Annotated in this window: 16 protein-coding genes; 11 read left to right on the forward strand and 5 right to left on the reverse strand. The window is 66.0% G+C overall.

The window, feature by feature from the left end; genetic code table 11:
• The first annotated feature begins 13 nt into the window (after positions 1-13).
• The 6 genes from V5B59_RS06185 to V5B59_RS06210 all read left to right on the forward strand — a co-directional run bounded on the left by V5B59_RS06185 (position 14) and on the right by V5B59_RS06210 (position 6,116).
• A complete protein-coding gene (locus V5B59_RS06185) occupies positions 14-1,468 on the forward strand; it encodes a TolC family protein (RefSeq protein ID WP_169071955.1) in 1,455 nt (484 codons plus the stop codon).
• On the forward strand, positions 1,465-2,661 hold the full coding sequence (locus tag V5B59_RS06190; protein WP_169071956.1) for an efflux RND transporter periplasmic adaptor subunit: 1,197 nt from the start codon (positions 1,465-1,467) through the stop codon (positions 2,659-2,661). The genes V5B59_RS06185 and V5B59_RS06190 overlap by 4 nt, the downstream gene beginning before the upstream one ends.
• Complete coding sequence (locus tag V5B59_RS06195; RefSeq protein ID WP_169071957.1) at positions 2,661-3,371, forward strand: ABC transporter ATP-binding protein; 711 nt, start codon at positions 2,661-2,663, stop codon at positions 3,369-3,371. The genes V5B59_RS06190 and V5B59_RS06195 overlap by 1 nt, the downstream gene beginning before the upstream one ends.
• Positions 3,365-4,585: an ABC transporter permease gene (locus V5B59_RS06200; RefSeq protein WP_169071958.1), complete on the forward strand. Its 1,221-nt coding sequence runs from the start codon at positions 3,365-3,367 to the stop codon at positions 4,583-4,585. Before V5B59_RS06195 ends, V5B59_RS06200 begins: the two co-directional genes overlap by 7 nt.
• A gap of 48 nt (positions 4,586-4,633) precedes the next feature.
• Positions 4,634-5,155, forward strand: a complete 522-nt coding sequence (locus tag V5B59_RS06205) for a gamma carbonic anhydrase family protein (protein WP_169071959.1) — start codon at positions 4,634-4,636, stop codon at positions 5,153-5,155.
• Positions 5,156-5,531: 376 nt separating this feature from the next.
• The gene (locus V5B59_RS06210) at positions 5,532-6,116 is read left to right on the forward strand and encodes a formylglycine-generating enzyme family protein (RefSeq protein WP_169071960.1); all 585 of its coding nucleotides are present in this window, start codon (positions 5,532-5,534) and stop codon (positions 6,114-6,116) included.
• Between the two features lie 25 nt (positions 6,117-6,141).
• Here the strand turns inward: V5B59_RS06210 and avd are convergent, their stop codons facing one another.
• A complete protein-coding gene (gene avd, locus V5B59_RS06215; RefSeq protein WP_169071961.1) occupies positions 6,142-6,594 on the reverse strand; it encodes a diversity-generating retroelement protein Avd in 453 nt (150 codons plus the stop codon).
• Positions 6,595-6,614: 20 nt separating this feature from the next.
• Between avd and V5B59_RS06220 the strand changes: the two genes are divergently transcribed.
• Positions 6,615-6,911, forward strand: coding sequence for a hypothetical protein (locus tag V5B59_RS06220; protein ID WP_169071962.1), 297 nt, complete (start codon positions 6,615-6,617; stop codon positions 6,909-6,911).
• Between the two features lie 28 nt (positions 6,912-6,939).
• On the opposite strand, the gene V5B59_RS06225 is transcribed toward V5B59_RS06220, so the two are convergent.
• Genes V5B59_RS06225 through V5B59_RS06240 form a run of 4 tightly spaced genes read right to left on the reverse strand, consistent with a single transcriptional unit; the run spans position 6,940 to position 12,608 of the window.
• Positions 6,940-9,333, reverse strand: coding sequence for a formylglycine-generating enzyme family protein (locus V5B59_RS06225; RefSeq protein WP_332351703.1), 2,394 nt, complete (start codon positions 9,331-9,333; stop codon positions 6,940-6,942).
• Positions 9,264-10,277: a hypothetical protein gene (locus V5B59_RS06230; RefSeq protein ID WP_169071964.1), complete on the reverse strand. Its 1,014-nt coding sequence runs from the start codon at positions 10,275-10,277 to the stop codon at positions 9,264-9,266. Before V5B59_RS06230 ends, V5B59_RS06225 begins: the two co-directional genes overlap by 70 nt.
• Positions 10,255-11,262: an AAA family ATPase gene (locus V5B59_RS06235; RefSeq protein WP_169071965.1), complete on the reverse strand. Its 1,008-nt coding sequence runs from the start codon at positions 11,260-11,262 to the stop codon at positions 10,255-10,257. The genes V5B59_RS06230 and V5B59_RS06235 overlap by 23 nt, the downstream gene beginning before the upstream one ends.
• A complete protein-coding gene (locus tag V5B59_RS06240) occupies positions 11,259-12,608 on the reverse strand; it encodes a toll/interleukin-1 receptor domain-containing protein (protein ID WP_169071966.1) in 1,350 nt (449 codons plus the stop codon). The genes V5B59_RS06235 and V5B59_RS06240 overlap by 4 nt, the downstream gene beginning before the upstream one ends.
• A 793-nt stretch (positions 12,609-13,401) precedes the next feature.
• Between V5B59_RS06240 and V5B59_RS06245 the strand changes: the two genes are divergently transcribed.
• The 4 genes from V5B59_RS06245 (at position 13,402) to V5B59_RS06260 (ending at position 18,476) form a co-directional block, all read left to right on the forward strand.
• Positions 13,402-14,106 carry a hypothetical protein gene (locus V5B59_RS06245; protein WP_169069639.1) on the forward strand — a complete coding sequence of 235 codons (705 nt, stop codon included), beginning with the start codon at positions 13,402-13,404 and terminating at the stop codon, positions 14,104-14,106.
• 188 nt (positions 14,107-14,294) lie between these two features.
• Entirely contained in the window at positions 14,295-15,227 is a 933-nt protein-coding gene (locus V5B59_RS06250; RefSeq protein WP_034914760.1) for an AAA family ATPase, read from the forward strand.
• 13 nt (positions 15,228-15,240) lie between these two features.
• The gene (locus V5B59_RS06255) at positions 15,241-16,587 is read left to right on the forward strand and encodes a DUF58 domain-containing protein (RefSeq protein ID WP_169069638.1); all 1,347 of its coding nucleotides are present in this window, start codon (positions 15,241-15,243) and stop codon (positions 16,585-16,587) included.
• Positions 16,584-18,476 carry a transglutaminase-like domain-containing protein gene (locus V5B59_RS06260; protein WP_169069637.1) on the forward strand — a complete coding sequence of 631 codons (1,893 nt, stop codon included), beginning with the start codon at positions 16,584-16,586 and terminating at the stop codon, positions 18,474-18,476. Before V5B59_RS06255 ends, V5B59_RS06260 begins: the two co-directional genes overlap by 4 nt.
• Positions 18,477-18,487: the final 11 nt, after the last annotated feature.

Consider the following 18,487-nt stretch of genomic DNA (forward strand, 5'->3'; position numbering starts at 1 on the left):
ATACTAGCGAAAAATGGCCTACACCACACCTCGATCAGCTTCGCTGCCAGCCCTCGCGCAGCGCGCCAGACGCACCCGCACCTTCCGCCGCCTTGCCATCGCCACGCTGCTGGCGGCGCTGGCGGCCGAACTGCCGGCCTTCGAAACCAGCGATCCCTTCGCCACACGCAGCCTCACCCCGCCGCGCCCGGCACTGACTGGCACCACCCTGCCCTGTCAGCCGCTGCCGGCCGAGGCCAGCCATGGCGTTCTCGAAGTCGTCGATCTCGCGCTGTGTCGCAACCCGAGTACCCGCGAGGCGTGGTCGTACGTACGCGTCCAGGCCGCTCAGGTCGGCATCGCGCAGTCCGACTTCCTGCCGACGCTCGACGGCCAGCTCAGCGCCAGCCGGGTCAGGATCGACTCGCAGACCGCCAGGCAGCGCAATGCCTCGCTGACGCTCTCCTGGCTGCTGTACGACTTCGGCGCACGTTCGGCAAATCTCGAAATCGCGCGGCAAGTGCTGAGCGCCGCAAGCTCGACGCTCGACGCGACCGTCCAGAGCGTTTTTCTCAATGCCGTGCAGGCTTATTACAACACCCAGGCTGCGCGTGCGGCAGTCAACGCCGCCCGCGAATCAGAAAACGCCAGCCGCGAAAGCCTCAGCGCTGCCGAAGTCCGCTACCGCGTCGGCACCGGCACCCCCGCCGACCGCCTGCAGGCGCAGACCGCCTGGTCGCAGGCGACGCTCACCCGCATCCGCGCCGAAGGCGTGCTCAGGAACGCCTTCGGCCGCCTGGCCAATGTCATGGGGCTCGACGCCAACCAGAGGCTGTTGCTCGACGACATTCCCTCAGCCACCCCCGACGCCAGCTTCGTCGGCGACGTCGCCGCGCTGATTGATGAAGCACGCGCACGCCGCCCCGAACTCAGGGCCGCCGAAGCTGAACTCAGGGCCGCCGAAGCCGGCGTCGATTACGCCCGCGCCACCGGCCTGCCAACACTCTCGCTGAGCACCGGCCCGCAGTGGGCAGACCTCGGCAGCGCCTCGGCCAACGGCAACTCGATCGGACTGACGGTCAACCTGCCGATCTTCTCCGGCTTCAACACTACCTACCGGGTCCGTGCCGCCGCTGCCCAGACCGAGGTCCAGAGCGCCCGCCGCGACAACGTCCGCCAGCAGGTCGCGCTCGATGTCTGGGAAGCCTATCAGAGCCTCAGCACCGCCACCCAGACCATTCGTACCACCGCCGACCTGCTGGCCAGCGCCGAGCATTCCGAGCGTGTCGCCCTCGGACGCTACAAGGCCGGCGTCGGCAACATCCTCGACGTCCTCAACGCCCAGAGTGCGCTCGCCAACGCCCGCCTGCAACGCATCCAGGCGATGCTCGACTGGCACGTCTCGCGCGCCACGCTGGCCAGAGCCATCGGCGCCCTCGACAGCACGCTGCTGCTCTCGATCAGCACGCAGAAAGCCCGCAATCCATGAAGCGTTCGCGCAGCCTCCTCGCCCTCCTCCTCTTCGCACTCGCAGCCGGCGGTGTGTACTGGTATCGCCAGAGCAGCAGCCAGTCGCTCGAACAGCGCTACAAAATGCAGCCCATCGAAAAGGGGGATGTCAGCCAGACGGTCTCGGCCAATGGCACACTCAACCCGGTGGTGCTGGTCAGTGTCGGCACACAGGTTTCCGGGACGGTCACCAGGCTCTATGTCGACTTCAACGACAAGGTCGAGAAAGGCCAGGCACTGCTCGAACTCGACGACTCGCTGCTCGCCGCGCAGGCCCGGCAATCGGCGGCCAACGTGCAGAACGTCGCCGCTGCGCTCGACCTGGCGCGCGCCAGCGAAGCACGGATGAAAGCCCTGTTCGAACAGGAATACGTCTCCCGGCAGGAACTCGAGCAGGCCATCCAGACGCGCCGCTCGAGCGAGGCGCAACTCGCACAGGCGAAAGCCGCCGCTGAAAAGGATCAGGTCAACCTCCATTACACGACGATCCGCTCGCCGGTGTCGGGCGTCGTCGTCGACCGCGTCGTCGACCTCGGACAGACGGTTGCTGCCAGCCTGCAGACGCCAACCTTGATCAAGATCGCGCAGGACCTCTCGGAGATGCGCATCGATTCGAGTTTTGCCGAGGCCGACATCGGCAAGATCCGTGAAGGACAGAAAGTACGCTTCACCGTCGACGCCTTCCCGAACCGCAGTTTCCAGGGCGAAGTGCAGCAGATTCGTCTCAATCCGACGACCCAGCAGAACGTCGTCACCTACAACGTACGCGTTTCGCTCTCCAATCCCGAACAGATCCTGCTGCCCGGAATGACTGCCTACGTGAGCATCGGTGTCGCCAGTCGCCAGGACGTCCTGCTGGTGCCCAACGCGGCGCTGCGTTTCAAACCCAGCGAGAGCAGCGACAGCGAGCGCAGGCCTGCCGGACAGAAAGCGGCGAGCGAGAGCAGCGGGGAGAGCAAGGGCAAGGGCAAAAAGCGCGACACGGCCAGCGGCACGGTGTACCGCATCGAAAACGGCGAACTCAAAGCGCTTAGCGTATCGCTCGGAATCACCGACAATCGCAATACCGAAGTGCTCGGCGGTGATCTACAGGTCGGCGACATCGTCGTCACCGGCGAGAATGTCGCCAGCAGCAACGGCAAGCCGAGCAGTGTGGGGATGAGACTGTTCTGATGGCCGAGGCGGTCATTCGCGTCGTCGGTCTCGGCAAGTCCTACGAAACCGCGGCCGGACTCTTCCCGGCGTTGCGGGACGTCGATCTTTGCATCGAGGCGGGTGAATTCGTGGCGATCATGGGGCCCTCGGGGTCGGGCAAGTCGACCTTCATGAACCTGCTCGGCTGCCTCGATACGCCGAGCAGCGGCGACTACTTCCTGGTCGGCCGCAAGGTCGCGCAGTTGCGCAAGGACGAACTGGCGCGACTCCGGAACCGCAGCATCGGCTTCGTCTTCCAGGGTTTCAACCTGCTGCCGCGAATGACCCTGGCCGACAATGTCGCCCTGCCGCTGGTCTATGCCGGCATCGAGCGCGAGCAGCGGCGGCAGCGCGCGCGCCACGAGCTGGCCCGGGTCGGCCTCGGCGATTATGCCGACGCGCTGCCGAGCCGCATCTCGGGCGGACAACAGCAGCGCGTGGCGATTGCGCGCGCGCTGATCAACTCGCCGCAACTGATCCTTGCCGACGAACCGACCGGCAACCTCGACAGCCATACCAGCGAAGAGATCATGGCGCTGTTCACGGCCCTCAACCGTGAAGGGATCAGCATCGTGCTGGTGACCCATGAGCCCGACATTGCCGCTTACGCCGCGCGACAGGTGCGTTTCCGCGACGGGCGTCTGGTCAGTGACCTGCCGACACCCACCCAAGTGCTCGCCGCATGCTGAGAGCGATGCTCGGCGAAGCCTGGCAGGCGATGGGCGCGAACCGCATGCGCAGCGTGCTGACGATGCTCGGGATGGTCATCGGCGTCGGTTCGGTGGTGCTGATGATGGCCATCGGCCAGGGCGCGCAGTACGCCGTGGCGCAGACCATCAGCAGCATGGGCAGCAATCTGTACATCCTGATCTCCGGCTCGACGAGTGCCGGCGGACTGCGCAGCGGGGGTGGCGGCGGCCCGACGCTGACCGTCGCCGACGCCGAAGCGATCGCCGAACTCGACGGCGTCAGCAATGTCGCGCCGGTACAGCAGGGCACGCAGCAACTGGTCTATGGCGCGAACAACTGGAGTGCGACGGTGGTCGGCACGACGCCGCCGTATCTCGACGCGCGCGCGTGGACGATCGTCAGCGGATACCCCTTCGGCGACTCAGATGTGCGCGCGGCGACGCGGGTGGCGCTGATCGGCCAGACCGCCGTCGACAATCTGTTCGGAAGCGACGACCCGCTCGGCAAAACCATCCGCATCCGCCAGAGCCCTTTCGTGATCGTCGGCGTGCTCGGCAAGAAAGGGCAGAACCTCGACGGCCGCGATCAGGACGACACCGTGATCATTCCGCTGACCACCGCGCAGCGCAAGGTCTTCGGCAATCCATTTCCGGGCTCGGTGCGCCTGATCATGGTGCAGGCGACTTCGGCCGAGGCGATGCCGGCGGTCGAGAAGAGCATGACCGCGCTGCTCCGTCAGCGCCATCGCATTCGTGAAGGGCAGGACAACGACTTCTATCTGCGCAACCTCGCCGCGGCGGCCGACTCGGCGGCCGAGACGACACGCGTGATGTCGCTTCTGCTCGGAGCGATCGCTTCGGTTTCGCTGCTCGTCGGCGGTATCGGGATCATGAACATCATGCTCGTCTCGGTGACCGAACGCACGCGCGAGATCGGCATCCGCATGGCGATCGGCGCGCGCCAGCAAGACATCCTCGCGCAGTTCCTGCTCGAAGCGCTGATGATCTCGGTCGCCGGCTGCCTGATCGGGCTCTTTCTCGGCATCGGCGGCGCGCTCCTGACCAATGCGCTGACCGACATGGTGATCGTCATCTCCGGTGCCTCGATCCTGGTGGCTTTCGGGGTCGCCGCCGGGGTCGGCATATTCTTCGGCTATTACCCGGCGCACCGCGCCGCCGCCCTCGATCCGATCGAAGCGCTGCGCCATCAGTAGCGCGACAGGCTACAATCTTCCTTCTGCCAACTCCGCGAGAAACCCTCCATGCCCATCTACACCCTCGGCGCCCGGCGCCCTCAGATCGACCCGCAAAGCTGGGTCGCCCCCAATGCCATCGTGATCGGCGACGTCCGCCTGGCCAGAAATGCCTCGATCTGGTGGAACGCGACGGTGCGCGGCGACAACGACCCGATCACGATCGGCGAGAACAGCAACATCCAGGACCATTCCGTCCTGCACACCGACGAAGGCGTACCGCTGACGATCGGCCGCAATGTCACCGTCGGTCACCTGGTGATGCTGCACGGCTGCACCATCGGCGACGGATCGCTGATCGGCATCGGCTCGGTGCTGCTCAACCGCGCGGTGATCGGCCAGGGTTGCATCGTCGGCGCCAACACGCTGATCCCCGAAGGCAAGATCGTTCCGGACCATTCGCTGATCGTGGGTTCCCCTGGCAAAGTGGTGCGCCAGCTCAGCGAGGAAGAGGTCGCGCGCCTGCAGCATAGTGCCGACCACTATGTCGCCAACTGGCAGCGCTATCTGCGCGAACTCCAGGCGCTGTAGTCTTTACTTGTAGTCTTCATTTCCCCGCAGGGGAGGAAAAGGCCGTCGAATGACGGCCTTTTCCCATGTTTCCATGCAGCTGTGGATAAGTCGAAACCGCTGTTCGCTATCCCGAAAACGCACGGACAAGACTGTGTGCAAGCTGTGGGTCGGGCGTGGAGATCTGCCGCAAGGCGTTCTTTGCCAAGGGAAATTTTCTACTGCCTAAATATTGGGCACGGCGGGAATGATCAAGGCCGTTTAGCCGACTGAACGCGCCTTGACGCCGCTGCACGGGCGCTCATCCAATCTCGATGGTGCTCTTGGATTTCTTGTCCTTCGATCGCTTTGCGCTACACTGCGCCCATCCACCGCCGCAATCACCGACGAGCCGCCGATGCCTGCGTCCAAGCCGCGAATCCTCCTGCTGCCCGACATCGACTGGGTTCTCATCCCGGGCGGCGAGTTTGTCTATCAGCAGGGTGAGCGACGCACGCTCCCGCCGTTTCGCATCGCGCGCTATCCGGTGACCAACGTGCAGTACCAGACATTCATCGATGCTGGTGGTTACGACGACGATCGCTGGTGGAGCGGCCTCGAGCGACCCGAGCCTGCAGCGTCGCGCTGGCCACAAGCCAACCGACCGCGCACCAACGTCAATGCGTACGAAGCGGTCGCGTTCACCCGCTGGCTCAGCGCGCAGTTTCGCTACGCAGTGCGCCTGCCACACGAAGAGGAATGGGAGCGCGCAGCGCGTGGCAGCGATGGCCGCGAATATCCGTGGGGAAACAGCTACGAGAGCGGGCGCGCGAACATCGACGAACGGGGCGACAACAGGGGTTTCCGGTTGGTGTCGTCTGCCCACATTGCCGCTTCCGCCACGGTCGCCAGGGATCGCCGACCACGGTTTGCGATACGCGAGGGCGGGGCGAAAATGGCGCGGGAGCATCCCGTCCGCACGCGCTTCGCGTCGGGCGCATAACAAAACCGGGAGCACCGCCAGGGGCTTACCCTGGGGTGCTCCGTCTCTCGGACTCCTGCCGCACCCAGCCACCGAGCAGCCGGCCAAGCTCGGCAACCAGACGCCCAACATGCTCGTACTGCCCGTCGTTCAGCCAATGCCAATGGTGCGCCAGCCGCAAGTAGAGACGCAACTGGTCGAGGCGCGCGTCGGCTTCCTGCAAGCGCTGCCGGCGGGTGGTTCCAGTCGCCTTGCGCGCACGAAACAGCAGTTCCTGGAAATCCAGCGCACTATCCACCAGGCGCTGCACTACCGTGTGACGATGCGCCCTGGGAAAGGTTTCGCTCTTCGGCACCAGCCAGGCGAGCAGATCGAAGCAGCGCGTAAGGATGACAAGTTTGTCTTGCTCTTCATCGTTTCGTTCGCGACGAGCTCGGCTGCCGCGCCTACCTGCGTTACGTCGATGACTTTGCCCTGTTCGCGCCCGACAAGCCGACATTGTGGCGGTGGAAAGAGGCTGTGCGCGATCGCCTTGCCGCTCTGCGCCTCGAGTTTCATGCCGGTAGCGCGCAGGTGCAGCCGGTAGGCGCCGGAATTCCGTGGCTCGGTTTCGTCGTCTTCCCGACCCACCGCCGCGTCAAGGCACGCAAGGTCGTGCAGGCCACGCGCCGCCTGAACGGTCGCTACGCGGCGTGGCCGCGCGGCGAGATCAGCTTCGCCGACTTCGACGCCAGCGTGCAGGGCTGGATCAACCACGTGCGCTACGCCGATTCCTGGGGACTGCGAACGCACGTGCTCGAGCCCTTCGTGATTTGAAAAAATCGCGGCCGCCAGCGAACAGCGGTCAAGTCATGGGGGCAGACGACACCAACCGGAAACCCCAGCCGCCGCGCTGGTTGCCTGGGGGGTAACCGCCGCGCAGCACCGCGCGCGCGACGCCTGCGCCGTGGCCCCACGAGCCACCGCGCACCACGCCCGGCTCGCCGCTCGCACCGGCCTGGATCTGTCCGGGATCTTTGTACTTGTTGAGGCACCATTCCCAAACATTGCCCGCCAGGTCGAGCACGCCTTCCGGCGACGCGCCGTGCGGATAGACACCAACGGCGGTCGTCTGATCGAGAAACCACTCGCCGACCTTGTCGCCAGAGTAGTGCGCCGTCTCGTCGATATTCGCACGGCCACTCTCGTAGCTGTTGCCCCAAGGGTACTCGCGCCCGTCGCGGCCGCGTGCCGCGCGCTCCCATTCTTTTTCGGTAGGCAGACGGACTTCGTAGCCAAGCTGTTGGGTCAGCCAGCGTGTGAAGGCGAGCGCTTCGTACAAGTCAACATTCGTGCGCGGCCGGTTGGACTGCTGCCAGCGGGAAGGCTGCGGTTCCGGTCGCCGAAGATCGCGCCACCAGTCGCCACGTTGTGCGGCGTTACCTTGCCGGCGACCGCCTACTTTATTCACAGTCCCCTGGCTCACGTCGCTATACGCCCCGGCATCGATGAACGCCTGGAACTGCGCGTTGGTCACCGGGTAGCGCGCCATGTAGAACGTCGGCAAAGACCGCTTCTCCCCATTCTGATAGAGAAATTCGCCGCCGGGAATCTCGACCCAGTCGATCTCGGGAACACCGCGCGAGTCGAGCCCGACGCCGCGCCGCGGGTCACCGATTTTCGCCAGGCGGTCGCCAATTGCCAGCCGCCGCGGCGGAGTCGTCGCCGGATCGTCGAGTTCGGCGAGCAGACGGCCCACTTCGTCATCGATCTTGTCAGCCGGTAACGGCGGCTCTTCCGCATCGGCACCCGCCAGCCAGTGGTCCAGCTGGCGCAGGAAGTCATCGGCAATCGCCGCGGCCTGGTCGTTCTGCCAGCCGCGCAGGTCGATGACCTTCTCCGCTGCGTAGCCCGGCTGCGGCAGATCGACTGCCGGGTCGAGCCGCAGCAGGGCGCTGCGCGCCGCCGGCAAGTCGAGGTCACCGGCTGCCGCCTGCTGGCGACGCTGCGCCGCTGGCGTCCACAGGCGCAGGATCGGCAGCGCTGGCGTCGGCTCGTTGCCGCTGCCACGCGCGCTCGGTGCCACCACTTCCTCGACCAGCTCGCTGCCGATGCCATTTCGCCGCAGCCAGCCGGCGATGGCGCGCGCCTGCTCGCGGTCTTCGGGCAGATGGCTGAAGAGCAGACGCACAGGCAGCGGTGGCGGGCGATCGTCGGGCAGCCGGGCTTCGAGGCGGTAGCGACTGCCGTCGATCGTCGTCAGCACGATCGGCAGCGAGGTGGCGGCAGATCCGATCGGCAAGCGCAGACGATCATCGCCGTGGATGACGTGCCAGCGGGCCGGGGTTCCTGCGCAGTCGACGTGCAGTTCGGCGGGCAGGGGCGTCGGCAGTGGTATCGTCTCGCCCGCCCCGCCCGCCTCGCTGGTTTCGCGGATGTGCAGCACGAGGTGGTCGGCGGAACGGTCGTAATGGACAGTGACGGCAAGGCGGGCGCAGCGAAAGTGGCGCACCGGTTCCTTCTTCGATTCGCCGATCCACGCCGGCAACGGCAACGCGGGCCGGCTTGCGTCGGCAGGAGTCTCGGCGGTGGTGCCCAGCCGCACACTCGTGTATTGGCGCAACCAGTGCAACTCGTCGCAGGGCAGCAGGCGGTCGCTGCCGATCGTCGCCAGCGTCTGCCGGATCGAACGTGCGAGGCGCACGCGCCGCTTCTCGTCACCCTCGTCGGCGACGAGCTGCAGCATGTCGCGCAGGCCATTGCGCAGGCTGTCGTCCTGGCGGCGCTCCGGCGCGTCGGCCGGCGGGCGTAAGGTCGCCAGACGCATCGTCTGTTCGAGGCGATCCTCCGGCGGCCAGTGGCTGGTGTGCCGCTCGATGAAATCGATCGCGGCCTCGAACAGCGCCGCGTCGTGTTGCAGCGTGTTGGCGAGCAGGCGCGAAACGCCGGCGTGGAAGACGATGTCGCGGTTGCCGCGCGCGGCGACGAGCCGGCTGAACCAGAGCAGCGACTCGATCTCGCAGCCGCTGCCGGGGAGGAAGTGCAGCCGGGCGTTACGCAGCAGCAGCGGCTCGATGCGCGTCGCCGGCGCGAGCAGACGCGCCAGCCGCACAACCGGCGCCCGCTCACCCCATTCGGCGCGAAAGTTGGCAACGAGCCGCTCTTCGAAGCCGCCCGGCTCTCGCCAGCTCATCGCGCGACGCGGCGGGAAAGGCCGCGCTGGCGGCGCAGCATCGCGGCGCTCGTCGCCGGGTGCCAATGGACGATCTGCGGGTGCAGCCCCAGATGACTGGGCCAGTAGCCGCGCGACCACGGGACGAAAAAGAGCAGCGGCGCACCCACCGACACGCAGCGTGCGACGAAGGCGCGCCACTCGGCGCCGCCGTGGCGCAGCGACGGCGTGCCGCGAATTCCGAAATCGGTCGCGACGAGGATCGGACGTTCGGCTTCCGGACGCCAGGCGACGAGCCTCTCGCGTTCGACATCCCAGCGCTGCGCTTCCGCTGGCGTGCCGGCGAATTCGTAGGCGCTGACGAGATCGTCGCCAAGTACGGCGATGGCCTGCTGGGCGAGTTCGCGCAGGTCTTCCCACCACGGCACCATGCTGTCGCTGAAGTCGAGCAGGAGCTGGCAGCCGCGCTCGAGCGTCGCCACCGGCAGGCTGGGCAGCCGCTGCGGCATGCGCTGCTCGGCAAGGAGGCGGGTCAGTTCGGTGACGTCGATCTCGCTGCCCGTGCGCCAGGTGGCGAGCGCCGCGACGAGCACGCCGCGCGCGGTGCGTGCCGGCAGCAGCGCGTGCCGCAGCGGCGTCGCACGTTCCTGGGGAAGCAAGCGGTACGCCTCACCGAGCCATGCCGGACGCTCTTCGCCGCCACCGGCAAGCGGCGACTCGCGGAAGATCTGTGACGGCAGCACGTCGTCCGGCAGTGGCTCGGGAGCGGGAAGCAGCGGCGGCATCGCCCAGCCGGGCAGGCGCTCGTGCGATGGCGTCTGTTGCGGGCGCTGCGGCGTCAGCGGCCGCTGGTGGTCGTAGATTGCTGGCGTCGGAGCTGGCTGCGCGTTGAGGTCGGCCGCGCGCAGGCCGAAACCGAGTACGCCGGCGATCGACGCCACGTCGTCGGCATCGGCGGGGCGCAGCGACCGCAGCGCGCTAGCGACGTCGCCGAGACCGATCTCGCCCCTACGCCGGTCGAGAACGCTCATCTTCGGTGACCATCGGTTTGCGCAGCGTCACCAGTTCGATCTGTTGCCAGGTTTCTTCCCAGTCGGGCGAATCGACGGCGATGCGCAACTGCTGGCAGGTGTTCACCGCGTCGAGGAACTCGCTCGTTCCTGGCGGCCGCCGGCCGCTCTCGTCGAGCTCCTGACGCAGGGCCTCGATGCGGTCGGCGACCTTCTCGACCAGTGTCTTCTCCGCCTGCGGCGCGCGCACCGCGGCGATGGCGACCAGTGCCTCACGCGCCGGTTCGGCGAGCAGCAGCGTCACGCAGCGGCGGACGAAGGCCGGCGGCAATTCGCGTTCGCGGTTGGTGGTAATCACCGTCAGCCGCTGCGCGCCGTCCTGGGCGCGCAGCGTGCGGCCGTCCGGCAGGCCGAAACTGCCGCGATCGAGCGGTTCGAGCAGGTCGTTGGGCAGGTCTGGCTCGGCCTTGTCGATCTCGTCGAGCAGCAGCACCGTGCCTTCCCGCGCCTCGTCTGGCGGCTTGCGCTCGACGCCAGGGAAACGCGGCTCGCTGCGCGGCCTGGCGACGCTCTCCGGCAAACCGCGCCGCCGCGCGCTGTGTGCGTCGAACGCCCACCAGAAGATGCCCGGGTGGTAGTACTCCTCGTCGCGGTCGGCGAGCGCGTGCGGGGACGTCGAACGTGCAGCAAGATGAGCGTCGTTGAGGCGGCGCAGGTGGTCGACCTCGACCGTGAGCTGCTCGAGGCGAGTACGCGAGGTGATCGTCTGGTAGACGAAGTTCCAGCGCAGCACCGCCGCCATCGTCTCCGCCAGGCGGCTCTTGCCGCAGCCCGGAGGACCGGCGACGAGCAGCGGCCGACCGGTTGCCAGCGCGACATCGACCGCAATCACTGCCTCGCGCGAGAAGATGTAGGGGTCGGCCGCCGACTCGGCGGGGTCGCGGGGATCGCCACGGAAGCAATAGTCTGCGGGCAGCGTGAAGTTTCTCGGCGTGTAGTGGCTCATGAGTAGTACCGTTTGAGAGTCTCGCGGGTCTGGATTTCCTCGGTCGCATGCAGATCGTCCTCTCCGCGCAGCGCGGGAAGAATCGGCTGCAGCCCGGGCAGGAGCGATGGCGGTGGCATCTGTGGGCCGACGTTGTAGACGAAGATCAGCGACGGACAGCCCTGCGTCAGCGCTTTCCCTTGGAGTTCGCCGAGCAGCTCCGGGTCCGGGGCGGTCTCCGGCGCGGGCGTCAGGAGAACGATCAGGTGTCCGCTGTACTGCCGGACGTGCTGGTCGAGGCGCGCCGCGGGGAGGCATCGGCCAGGGGATGAGCGCAGCGGGGAACAGCCTTCGCGGACCCCTTGCCAGATCTCTTCGGCACTGTGCATGCGCGTCACGGAAACGATGCGAATCTCGCTGCTGTCCGGCCAGGCGCGTTCGAGGTAACGGTCAAGCGTGAAAAACCGGCTGTCACATTCGGGAATTTCGGTAGCGACGAACTCACCGTTGAGCGCCAGCGCACTACCCGGTTCCCTGGCGTCGGCGATGATCCGTGCCGCGCCGGCGTCCACCCAAAGCGAACGGACGTACTTGAACAGTTCATCCGCCCGCTCGCGCGGCGGGCGCGGAAAAATGTCAGCGATCAGTTGCCGGAACCTGCCCTGCGCTGACTCGCCATCGCGGAGAAGAGCGCACGCCAGGCTCCTGGCCAGCGCACGTCTACGGTCGAGGTGGCAGCGCGGCGGCGACTGTTCGCCCAGCCGCCGGCAATGCTCCTCGAGCGTGCGCTCGTCGATCTCGGCAGCGAAGATGCTTTCGACTGCCGTAACGATCTTTTCAAATGGCGTGCGCGGTGCTCTGCGCAAGGAAACACGCTCGTCGAGCCGCGGCCGCAGAGCCGCAAGGATGCTCTTCGAGCAGGCCACATCCTGCACGACCCCGAACCGCGAAAGCCGCAGCGTCCGGAAAAACGGGTCACGGTCGATGTCCTCCGGCGTCTGGCCGTCGAGCAGCACCGGATAGAGACGGAAATCCGGCTCGTTCGCGGCGCGCCAGCAGAGAATCGACGCTTCTTTCCTCACCCATTGCGACTGCACGGCGCGCTTCGAGAGCAGCAGAACGCCGGCGTGGCAATCGTAGAGCCATCCGTCGAGACTCTTCTCCCAGTCATCGCCCGGCTGAAGTCCGTCGTAATCGACGAGAACTTCCATGTCGTCCGGGTACGCGTCGCGAAGGGCGCAGCAGGTCTCCTGCAGCAGCCGCCAGTTCGCCTGCGCCTGCGCGGCGCTGGTCTCGTCATCGCGCAGGCGCGAGCTGTGGCTGACGAAGATGCGCAGGGCAGGCATGGCGGGGTTCAGCGCTGGCACGTGCGGCTCGTACCTACGCCGGCGGGAACTGGCTGGTCGGAACCATGGCGGCGGCGGCTGGAAAAGCTCATGCTGAAATCCTCGCAGGGTGAGTCACCGGCGGACGACAACGAGGCGACGACCCAGCACGCGCGGCGAAAGTCGTTGCCGGCAACGCGGTCGGCGCGCGGCAATGGTAGCATTTCGTCTGACTCGGACTGGGCTAGCGCGAGAACTCGGGTGTGAATGAAAGTATTGGGAGGGTCCGATGTGCTCCCCTCCCCCCTTGTGGGGGAGGGGTTGGGGGAGAGGGGGCGTCCATGCCCTCGCAGAGGCCAGCAGAGCAGACTGACGGCTCTGGCCATATGCTTTCGCAAGGATTCGACGAATTCGTGTGCAACCATGGCCCCCTCTCCCCCAACCCCTCCCCCGCGAGGGGGGAGGGGTGATCACCCATGCCAACGCCTCTCCATCGAACAAAGTACTTCGACCAACACTTTGATTCGCACCCCGAGAACTCGATCCCGTTTTCCTACATCGGTGACGATAACCAGCCGTGGCTCGGAAGGCTCCTATACTATACTCTGGATGCTGGAGTTGGATTTCCTATCCTTCGGCGACCCAAGCGAGTAGACAGCCACAGGGTCTTCAGTGTCGGGATTCTTTACACCTGCGGCCTGGCTAGGGGAAATTACCTCTCCACGGAAGGTGCGAAAATAGAATAACAAGAACAACATAATTACGTTTGTAAAATTCTGGCACGAAAACTGCTTCAGACGAAACGACGGTACGATTGAACGAAAGGTCAAGAACGATGAAAAGCATCCTGACTCGGTGGATTTCTGCGCTTGGGTTGGCAATTTCGGCGGTACTCGGGATGTCGGGCACCGCATCGGCCGCTCTTCTGACCATCACTATCGCCCCAATTGCTCTCACTGACGTTGGCGCCTGCAAAGGACCCGATCTTGCCCCCTCTGCTGGCTCGGCGGTACCAGATTTCAGCGGAAACTGCTGGGACCTTGGGAGTTATCCGAAGGACCCTGGGGCCGATCAGATAAGCCTCACGGGCGATACGTACACTGCCGACCACCTGGCGTTGCCCCCTTCGTTTACTCCGCTCACCTTCACCTTCATTCCGGGACATACCGGTGGCGGCTCGGCAGGTCCGGACACCGGGAACTGTTCGGATGGCGTTCTCAACCCCTTCAGTCTGGACCGCGCCATCACGATCAATGGTGTTTCGGGAACGCTTACGCAATCGGGATCCTTGAAGGTCGGGTGGTGCTTTGACACGCTCAATATTTCCCAGGGTACGGCTAGTATTGATGTGCCCCAAATCGGTATCGTGACCATCTCGGTGGGTGGAGTCGTAGATCTGCCGGCCGATCTCGATCCGGAAGGCGATCTGCCCGTGACTGCAAGTATTTCGCCTTCTGCGGAGGTTTCGCTGCCCTCGACACTTGCCCTTGCCTTGATCGGCATCGCTGGCCTCACACGAAGCCGCCGTCGCGCCGCCTAGCGCTTCATGGTCGTCGAGCGGTGGCGCAGAAAGCCGCGTCGTTTGTTCTTGTTGCTGCAGGCAGCAGAACGTGCTCACAAGCGTCAGAATAACTTTGGCCGCTGCGAGCATGTGTCCGGTTACGGCGTGAAACCAGCCGCATCTTCCTGACGACCTCGTCGAAGGTGGACACCGGAGTGACTTCCGCCATGACCGATATCACCGCTCCCCGCGCCATCGCGGCCAACCTGGCCAAGGTGTTGCATGGGCAGCACGCCAACGTGCGCAAGATCGTTTCCGCCTGGGTTGCCGGCCTGCACGTGCTGCTGGACGATTACCCCGGCACCGGCAAGACGACGCTGGCCAAGGCACTCGCCCGTTCGGTCGAGGCACTTTTTTCGCGGGTACAGTTCACCCCGGATCTGCTGCCCAGCGACATCGTCGGCGTCTCCATCTTCGACGCGAAGACACAATCCTTCCGCTTCCATGAAGGACCGGTGTTCGCCCATGTATTCCTTGCCGACGAAATCAACCGGGCTTCGCCGCGTACCCAGTCGGCACTGCTGGAAGCCATGGCCGAGGCGCAGGTGACGGTCGATGGCCAGAGGCGAGCTTTGCCTCAACCCTACTTCGTCATCGCCACGCAGAACCCGGTGGAGCAGGCCGGCACCTATCCACTGCCCGAGGCACAACTGGACCGCTTCGGCATCCGGCTCGGCCTGGGCTATGTGAGTGCCGAAGAGGAAGAGCGTCTGCTCGACTACAGCGCCGCACGGCATCCGCTTGACCAGCTCGTGCCTTGTGCTACTGTCGCCGGTCTGCTGGCGGCACGCGATGCTGCGGCCGGAATCACGGTGGCGCCGGTGTTGCGCCGGTACATCGTCACCCTGGTCCAGGCCACGCGCAGCCATCCGGCGGTTCAGATGGGCGCGAGCCCACGCGCCTCGATTGCGATTTTCCAGCTGGCCCGGGCACTGGCGCTGTTCGATGGCGCATCCTTTGTCACGCCGGACACGATCCAGGATATCGCGCCCGACGTGCTCGCCCATCGCCTGGCGCTCGATCCGCAAGCGCGCTATTCGGGCACCACGGGTGCCGAAGTGGTACGCGACGTTCTCGGGCGGATACCCGTGCCACTCTGATTGGCGATAGGCCGTGGCCACGCACAAACTTGCGCTCTTCCGCTTCGTCTTCGTGGCGTCGCGCTGGCTGCGCGAGCGGCTGACACCAGCCGGACTGGTGATTGTCGCGCTCACTGCCTTTGCCGGTGCTTTTGGGCTCGACACCCAATCGAATCTTGCGCATATGCTGTTCTCCCTCGGCGCGAGCGTCGTTGCGGTCGACGCTGCCGCCGCTGTCCTTGTGCACCGTCGTGCGCCACGCTTGAGCGTGCGCCGCCATTTACCCGACTTCGTGACGTCTGGTGAGCCAGCAAGATACCGCATCGAAGTGCAGAATGAACGTACGCAGCCAACTCGAACAGGCGGCCTCGTCGAACAGTTGCGCCAGCCCTGGCCATCGCCGACATCACTCGAGCATTTTCGGGGAGCGGCGGCAAGCAACCGCTTCGACCAGCGGATCGGCTACCCGGCGTTCCTGGAGATATTGCGACGCTTACGCGCGATCGACGTGGAACGGATCAGTATGCCGCCGCTACTTCCAGGCCAGCGTGTCGACATCGAAGTCGCGATACGGCCAACGGCACGCGGGCTCGCCGTTTTCGAGAGTCTTGCGCTTGTCATTCCCGGTCCGCTCGGACTGGTGGAAACGCGCGTGCCGGTCAACGCTGGAGAGGCCACGTTAGCGGTGCTGCCGACGCGCCTGCCGGTGGAATTGCCGCCCGCCGCCAGCCATCGCCTGCTCCAGCCCGGTGGCATTGCGCTGGCGCAGCACGTCGGCGACGCCGAGGAGTTCCGTTGCCTGCGCGACTACCGCCCGGGCGATCCGCTGCGGGCCATCCACTGGCGCAGCTTCGCACGCACTGGCAAGCCGGTGGTGCGTGAATTCCAGGAGGAATTCTTCGCGCGGCACGCGCTGCTGCTTGACACCGCTGCACCGTATCCGTTCGCGCCGGCTTTCGAAACGGCGGTATCGATGGCGGCCTGGCTGGTCGCCCAAGCGCGCGACGCCGACAGCCTGCTCGACCTGATCTTTGTCGGCGAGCGTGTGCATCGCGTCACCGCCGGCCGCGGTCTCGGCGGCGCCGATGCCTTGCTGCGCCTGCTCGCCACGGTCGCGCCCACGCCACCGGCGAGTATCGATCCCCTGCTGGCTACGCTCGAGCGCAACGCCGCACAGGTGTCGTCAGTCATTGCCATCTTCCTGGCCTGGGACGAGCCCCGCCAGAACGCGGTCCGGCGCCTGCTGGCGCGCGGTGTGCGACCGGCAGTGTGGGTCGTGGAGCCGGATGGCGCGCGCTTCGCTGGTGACGATGCGGGCTTCGCCGGCATCCTGAGGCGCATCGCCGTTCCCGAAGCACCCGCCGCGACGCCGGCGACATGACGACGCCCGCGTGGCTGCAAGCGGCCGGACTGCTCCTGTGGGGCTTCGCCACCGGCCAGGACGCGCTGGGCATTCTGCTCGCCGTTGCCCGCCTACTGGCACCCGCCAGCGGCCTGCGGCTGACCCTGACAGACCGCGATTTGAACCGTGCGGTCGACCTCTCTGCACTGGCGGTCTTGCTGACCGTAGGGGGATTTCTCCTGGCGCAGGGCTTGCCGAAGGGATTGCTGGCGGGTACCGGCTGGCTGCCCGCCGCACTTTTCCCGCTGCTGCTGCTCGAAGCGCTGAGCGAAACGCGGCTCCGTCTGCGGCACCTGGCGTTGACGCTGCGTCGCTCGACGCACCCGGATGCCGACCACGTAGCCAAGCTGAGCGCACCCTACCTGGCCATGACCATGCTCTCGGCAAGCGCGCTGGCCAAGCCATCGCCGTGGTTTTTCTGGGCATTGGCTACCGTCATGCTGACATGGCTTCTCCTGGCGCGGCCATCCCCTCGCGGGAAGGGGCTTGCCGCCTTCGCTCTCGCTTCGCTGCTCGCGGTTGCCGTGGCTTATGGTGCGAGTGTAGGGTTGCAGCGCGGTCAACTCGCGTTGCAGGAATGGGGCATCGATATCCTGTTCGATACCGATGCCGACCCCTACCAGAGCCAGACGCGGATCGGTGACCTCGGCCGCGTCAAGCTCTCCGACCGGATCCTCTGGCGGGTCGAGCAGGCGCCACCCGCCGTTGCTCCGCTGCTACTGCGCAGCGGCGTGTTCACCCGGTACGCGAATGGCGCCTGGGTGGCGCGGCAGGATTCTTTTGCGCCGCTGCTTGCCGCGCCGGCCAAGGGCCAGCCATGGCTTAAGCTGCACGGACAAAGCCGCAAGGGTGTCGCAATCATCCCCGTACCCGTCGGCGCCGAACATATCGGCGCTGCGCCCGGGATCCTGCAGCGCAACGCCTATGGTGTCGTTCGAGCTGGCGAAGCGCCGCCGCTAGTCGATGTCGTGGTGGCAAGGGAGGCGGTTGCGGCATCAAGCAAGCCCGAGACCGCCGACCTGTCGCTGCCGTCCGGTTTTGCCGACCTGCTGCTGCGCTTGCCTGAACTTGCGACGCTGACCAAAAGAAGCGAGCGCGAACGGCTGATGGGCCTGCAGGACTGGTTCGCCGGGCACTTCCGCTATACCCTGTTCCTGGGCGATGAGCAGCGCGGCGGACGCGACCTCGAGCGCTTCCTGCTGACCGACCGCGCTGGCCACTGCGAGTATTTCGCAACCGCCACCGTGTTGCTGCTGCGGGCATTGGGCATTCCGGCACGCTATGTCACCGGCTATTCCGTGCAGGAATATAGCCGACTCGAAAAGGCTTTTCTGGTGCGGCAGCGGCACGCGCACGCCTGGTCCGAGGCCTTTGTCGATGGCCAGTGGATCGAGGTCGATACGACACCATCCACCTGGCTGACGGTCGAAGAGGATGCGGCACCGTTCTGGCGACCGCTGTCGGATCTCCTGTCTTTCGCCTGGCGACGTTTCGCTGAGTTGCAGCGCGACATGGCCGCATCCGGGTACCCGGTAACCGCCTTGGCACTTGCCACGCTGCTGGCGGCGCTGCTGGCGTGGCTGACGCTGAGACGCGCCGGGCAGGTACGGAGATCCAGCGGAAAGAACTCCGGGGCTGGCGATCCGGCGAAGGACGTACCCAGCGAGGAGATACGTTCGTTCCGGGCGCTGGAGCATGAGTTTGCCGTCCTGGGGCTCGGCCGTCGTCTGAGCGAACCCCCACGCGCCTGGATTGCCCGGGTTGACCGCGAAGGCAGGTCAATTCTGGGTGCGCCTCGGATTGCCAGCGCGTGCGACCTGATCGAAGCCCTGTACCGGAATCGTTATGGTTCCGCTGCGAAAAAATAATGCCCTGCTTG

It is taken from the genome of Candidatus Accumulibacter contiguus (assembly GCF_036625285.1).
GTDB classification, from domain to species: domain Bacteria; phylum Pseudomonadota; class Gammaproteobacteria; order Burkholderiales; family Rhodocyclaceae; genus Accumulibacter; species Accumulibacter contiguus.

Excerpts from the sequence above, each read along its gene's own strand:
- V5B59_RS06185 (WP_169071955.1), top strand. The coding sequence starts at position 14 with ATGGCCTACACCACACCTCGATCAGCTTCGCTGCCAGCCCTCGCGCAG.
- V5B59_RS06190 (WP_169071956.1), top strand. The coding sequence starts at position 1,465 with ATGAAGCGTTCGCGCAGCCTCCTCGCCCTCCTCCTCTTCGCACTCGCA.
- V5B59_RS06195 (WP_169071957.1), top strand. The coding sequence starts at position 2,661 with ATGGCCGAGGCGGTCATTCGCGTCGTCGGTCTCGGCAAGTCCTACGAA.
- V5B59_RS06200 (WP_169071958.1), top strand. The coding sequence starts at position 3,365 with ATGCTGAGAGCGATGCTCGGCGAAGCCTGGCAGGCGATGGGCGCGAAC.
- V5B59_RS06205 (WP_169071959.1), top strand. The coding sequence starts at position 4,634 with ATGCCCATCTACACCCTCGGCGCCCGGCGCCCTCAGATCGACCCGCAA.
- V5B59_RS06210 (WP_169071960.1), top strand. The coding sequence starts at position 5,532 with ATGCCTGCGTCCAAGCCGCGAATCCTCCTGCTGCCCGACATCGACTGG.
- avd (WP_169071961.1), bottom strand. The coding sequence starts at position 6,594 with ATGTCGGCTTGTCGGGCGCGAACAGGGCAAAGTCATCGACGTAACGCA.
- V5B59_RS06230 (WP_169071964.1), bottom strand. The coding sequence starts at position 10,277 with ATGAGCGTTCTCGACCGGCGTAGGGGCGAGATCGGTCTCGGCGACGTC.
- V5B59_RS06235 (WP_169071965.1), bottom strand. The coding sequence starts at position 11,262 with ATGAGCCACTACACGCCGAGAAACTTCACGCTGCCCGCAGACTATTGC.
- V5B59_RS06245 (WP_169069639.1), top strand. The coding sequence starts at position 13,402 with ATGAAAAGCATCCTGACTCGGTGGATTTCTGCGCTTGGGTTGGCAATT.
- V5B59_RS06250 (WP_034914760.1), top strand. The coding sequence starts at position 14,295 with ATGACCGATATCACCGCTCCCCGCGCCATCGCGGCCAACCTGGCCAAG.
- V5B59_RS06260 (WP_169069637.1), top strand. The coding sequence starts at position 16,584 with ATGACGACGCCCGCGTGGCTGCAAGCGGCCGGACTGCTCCTGTGGGGC.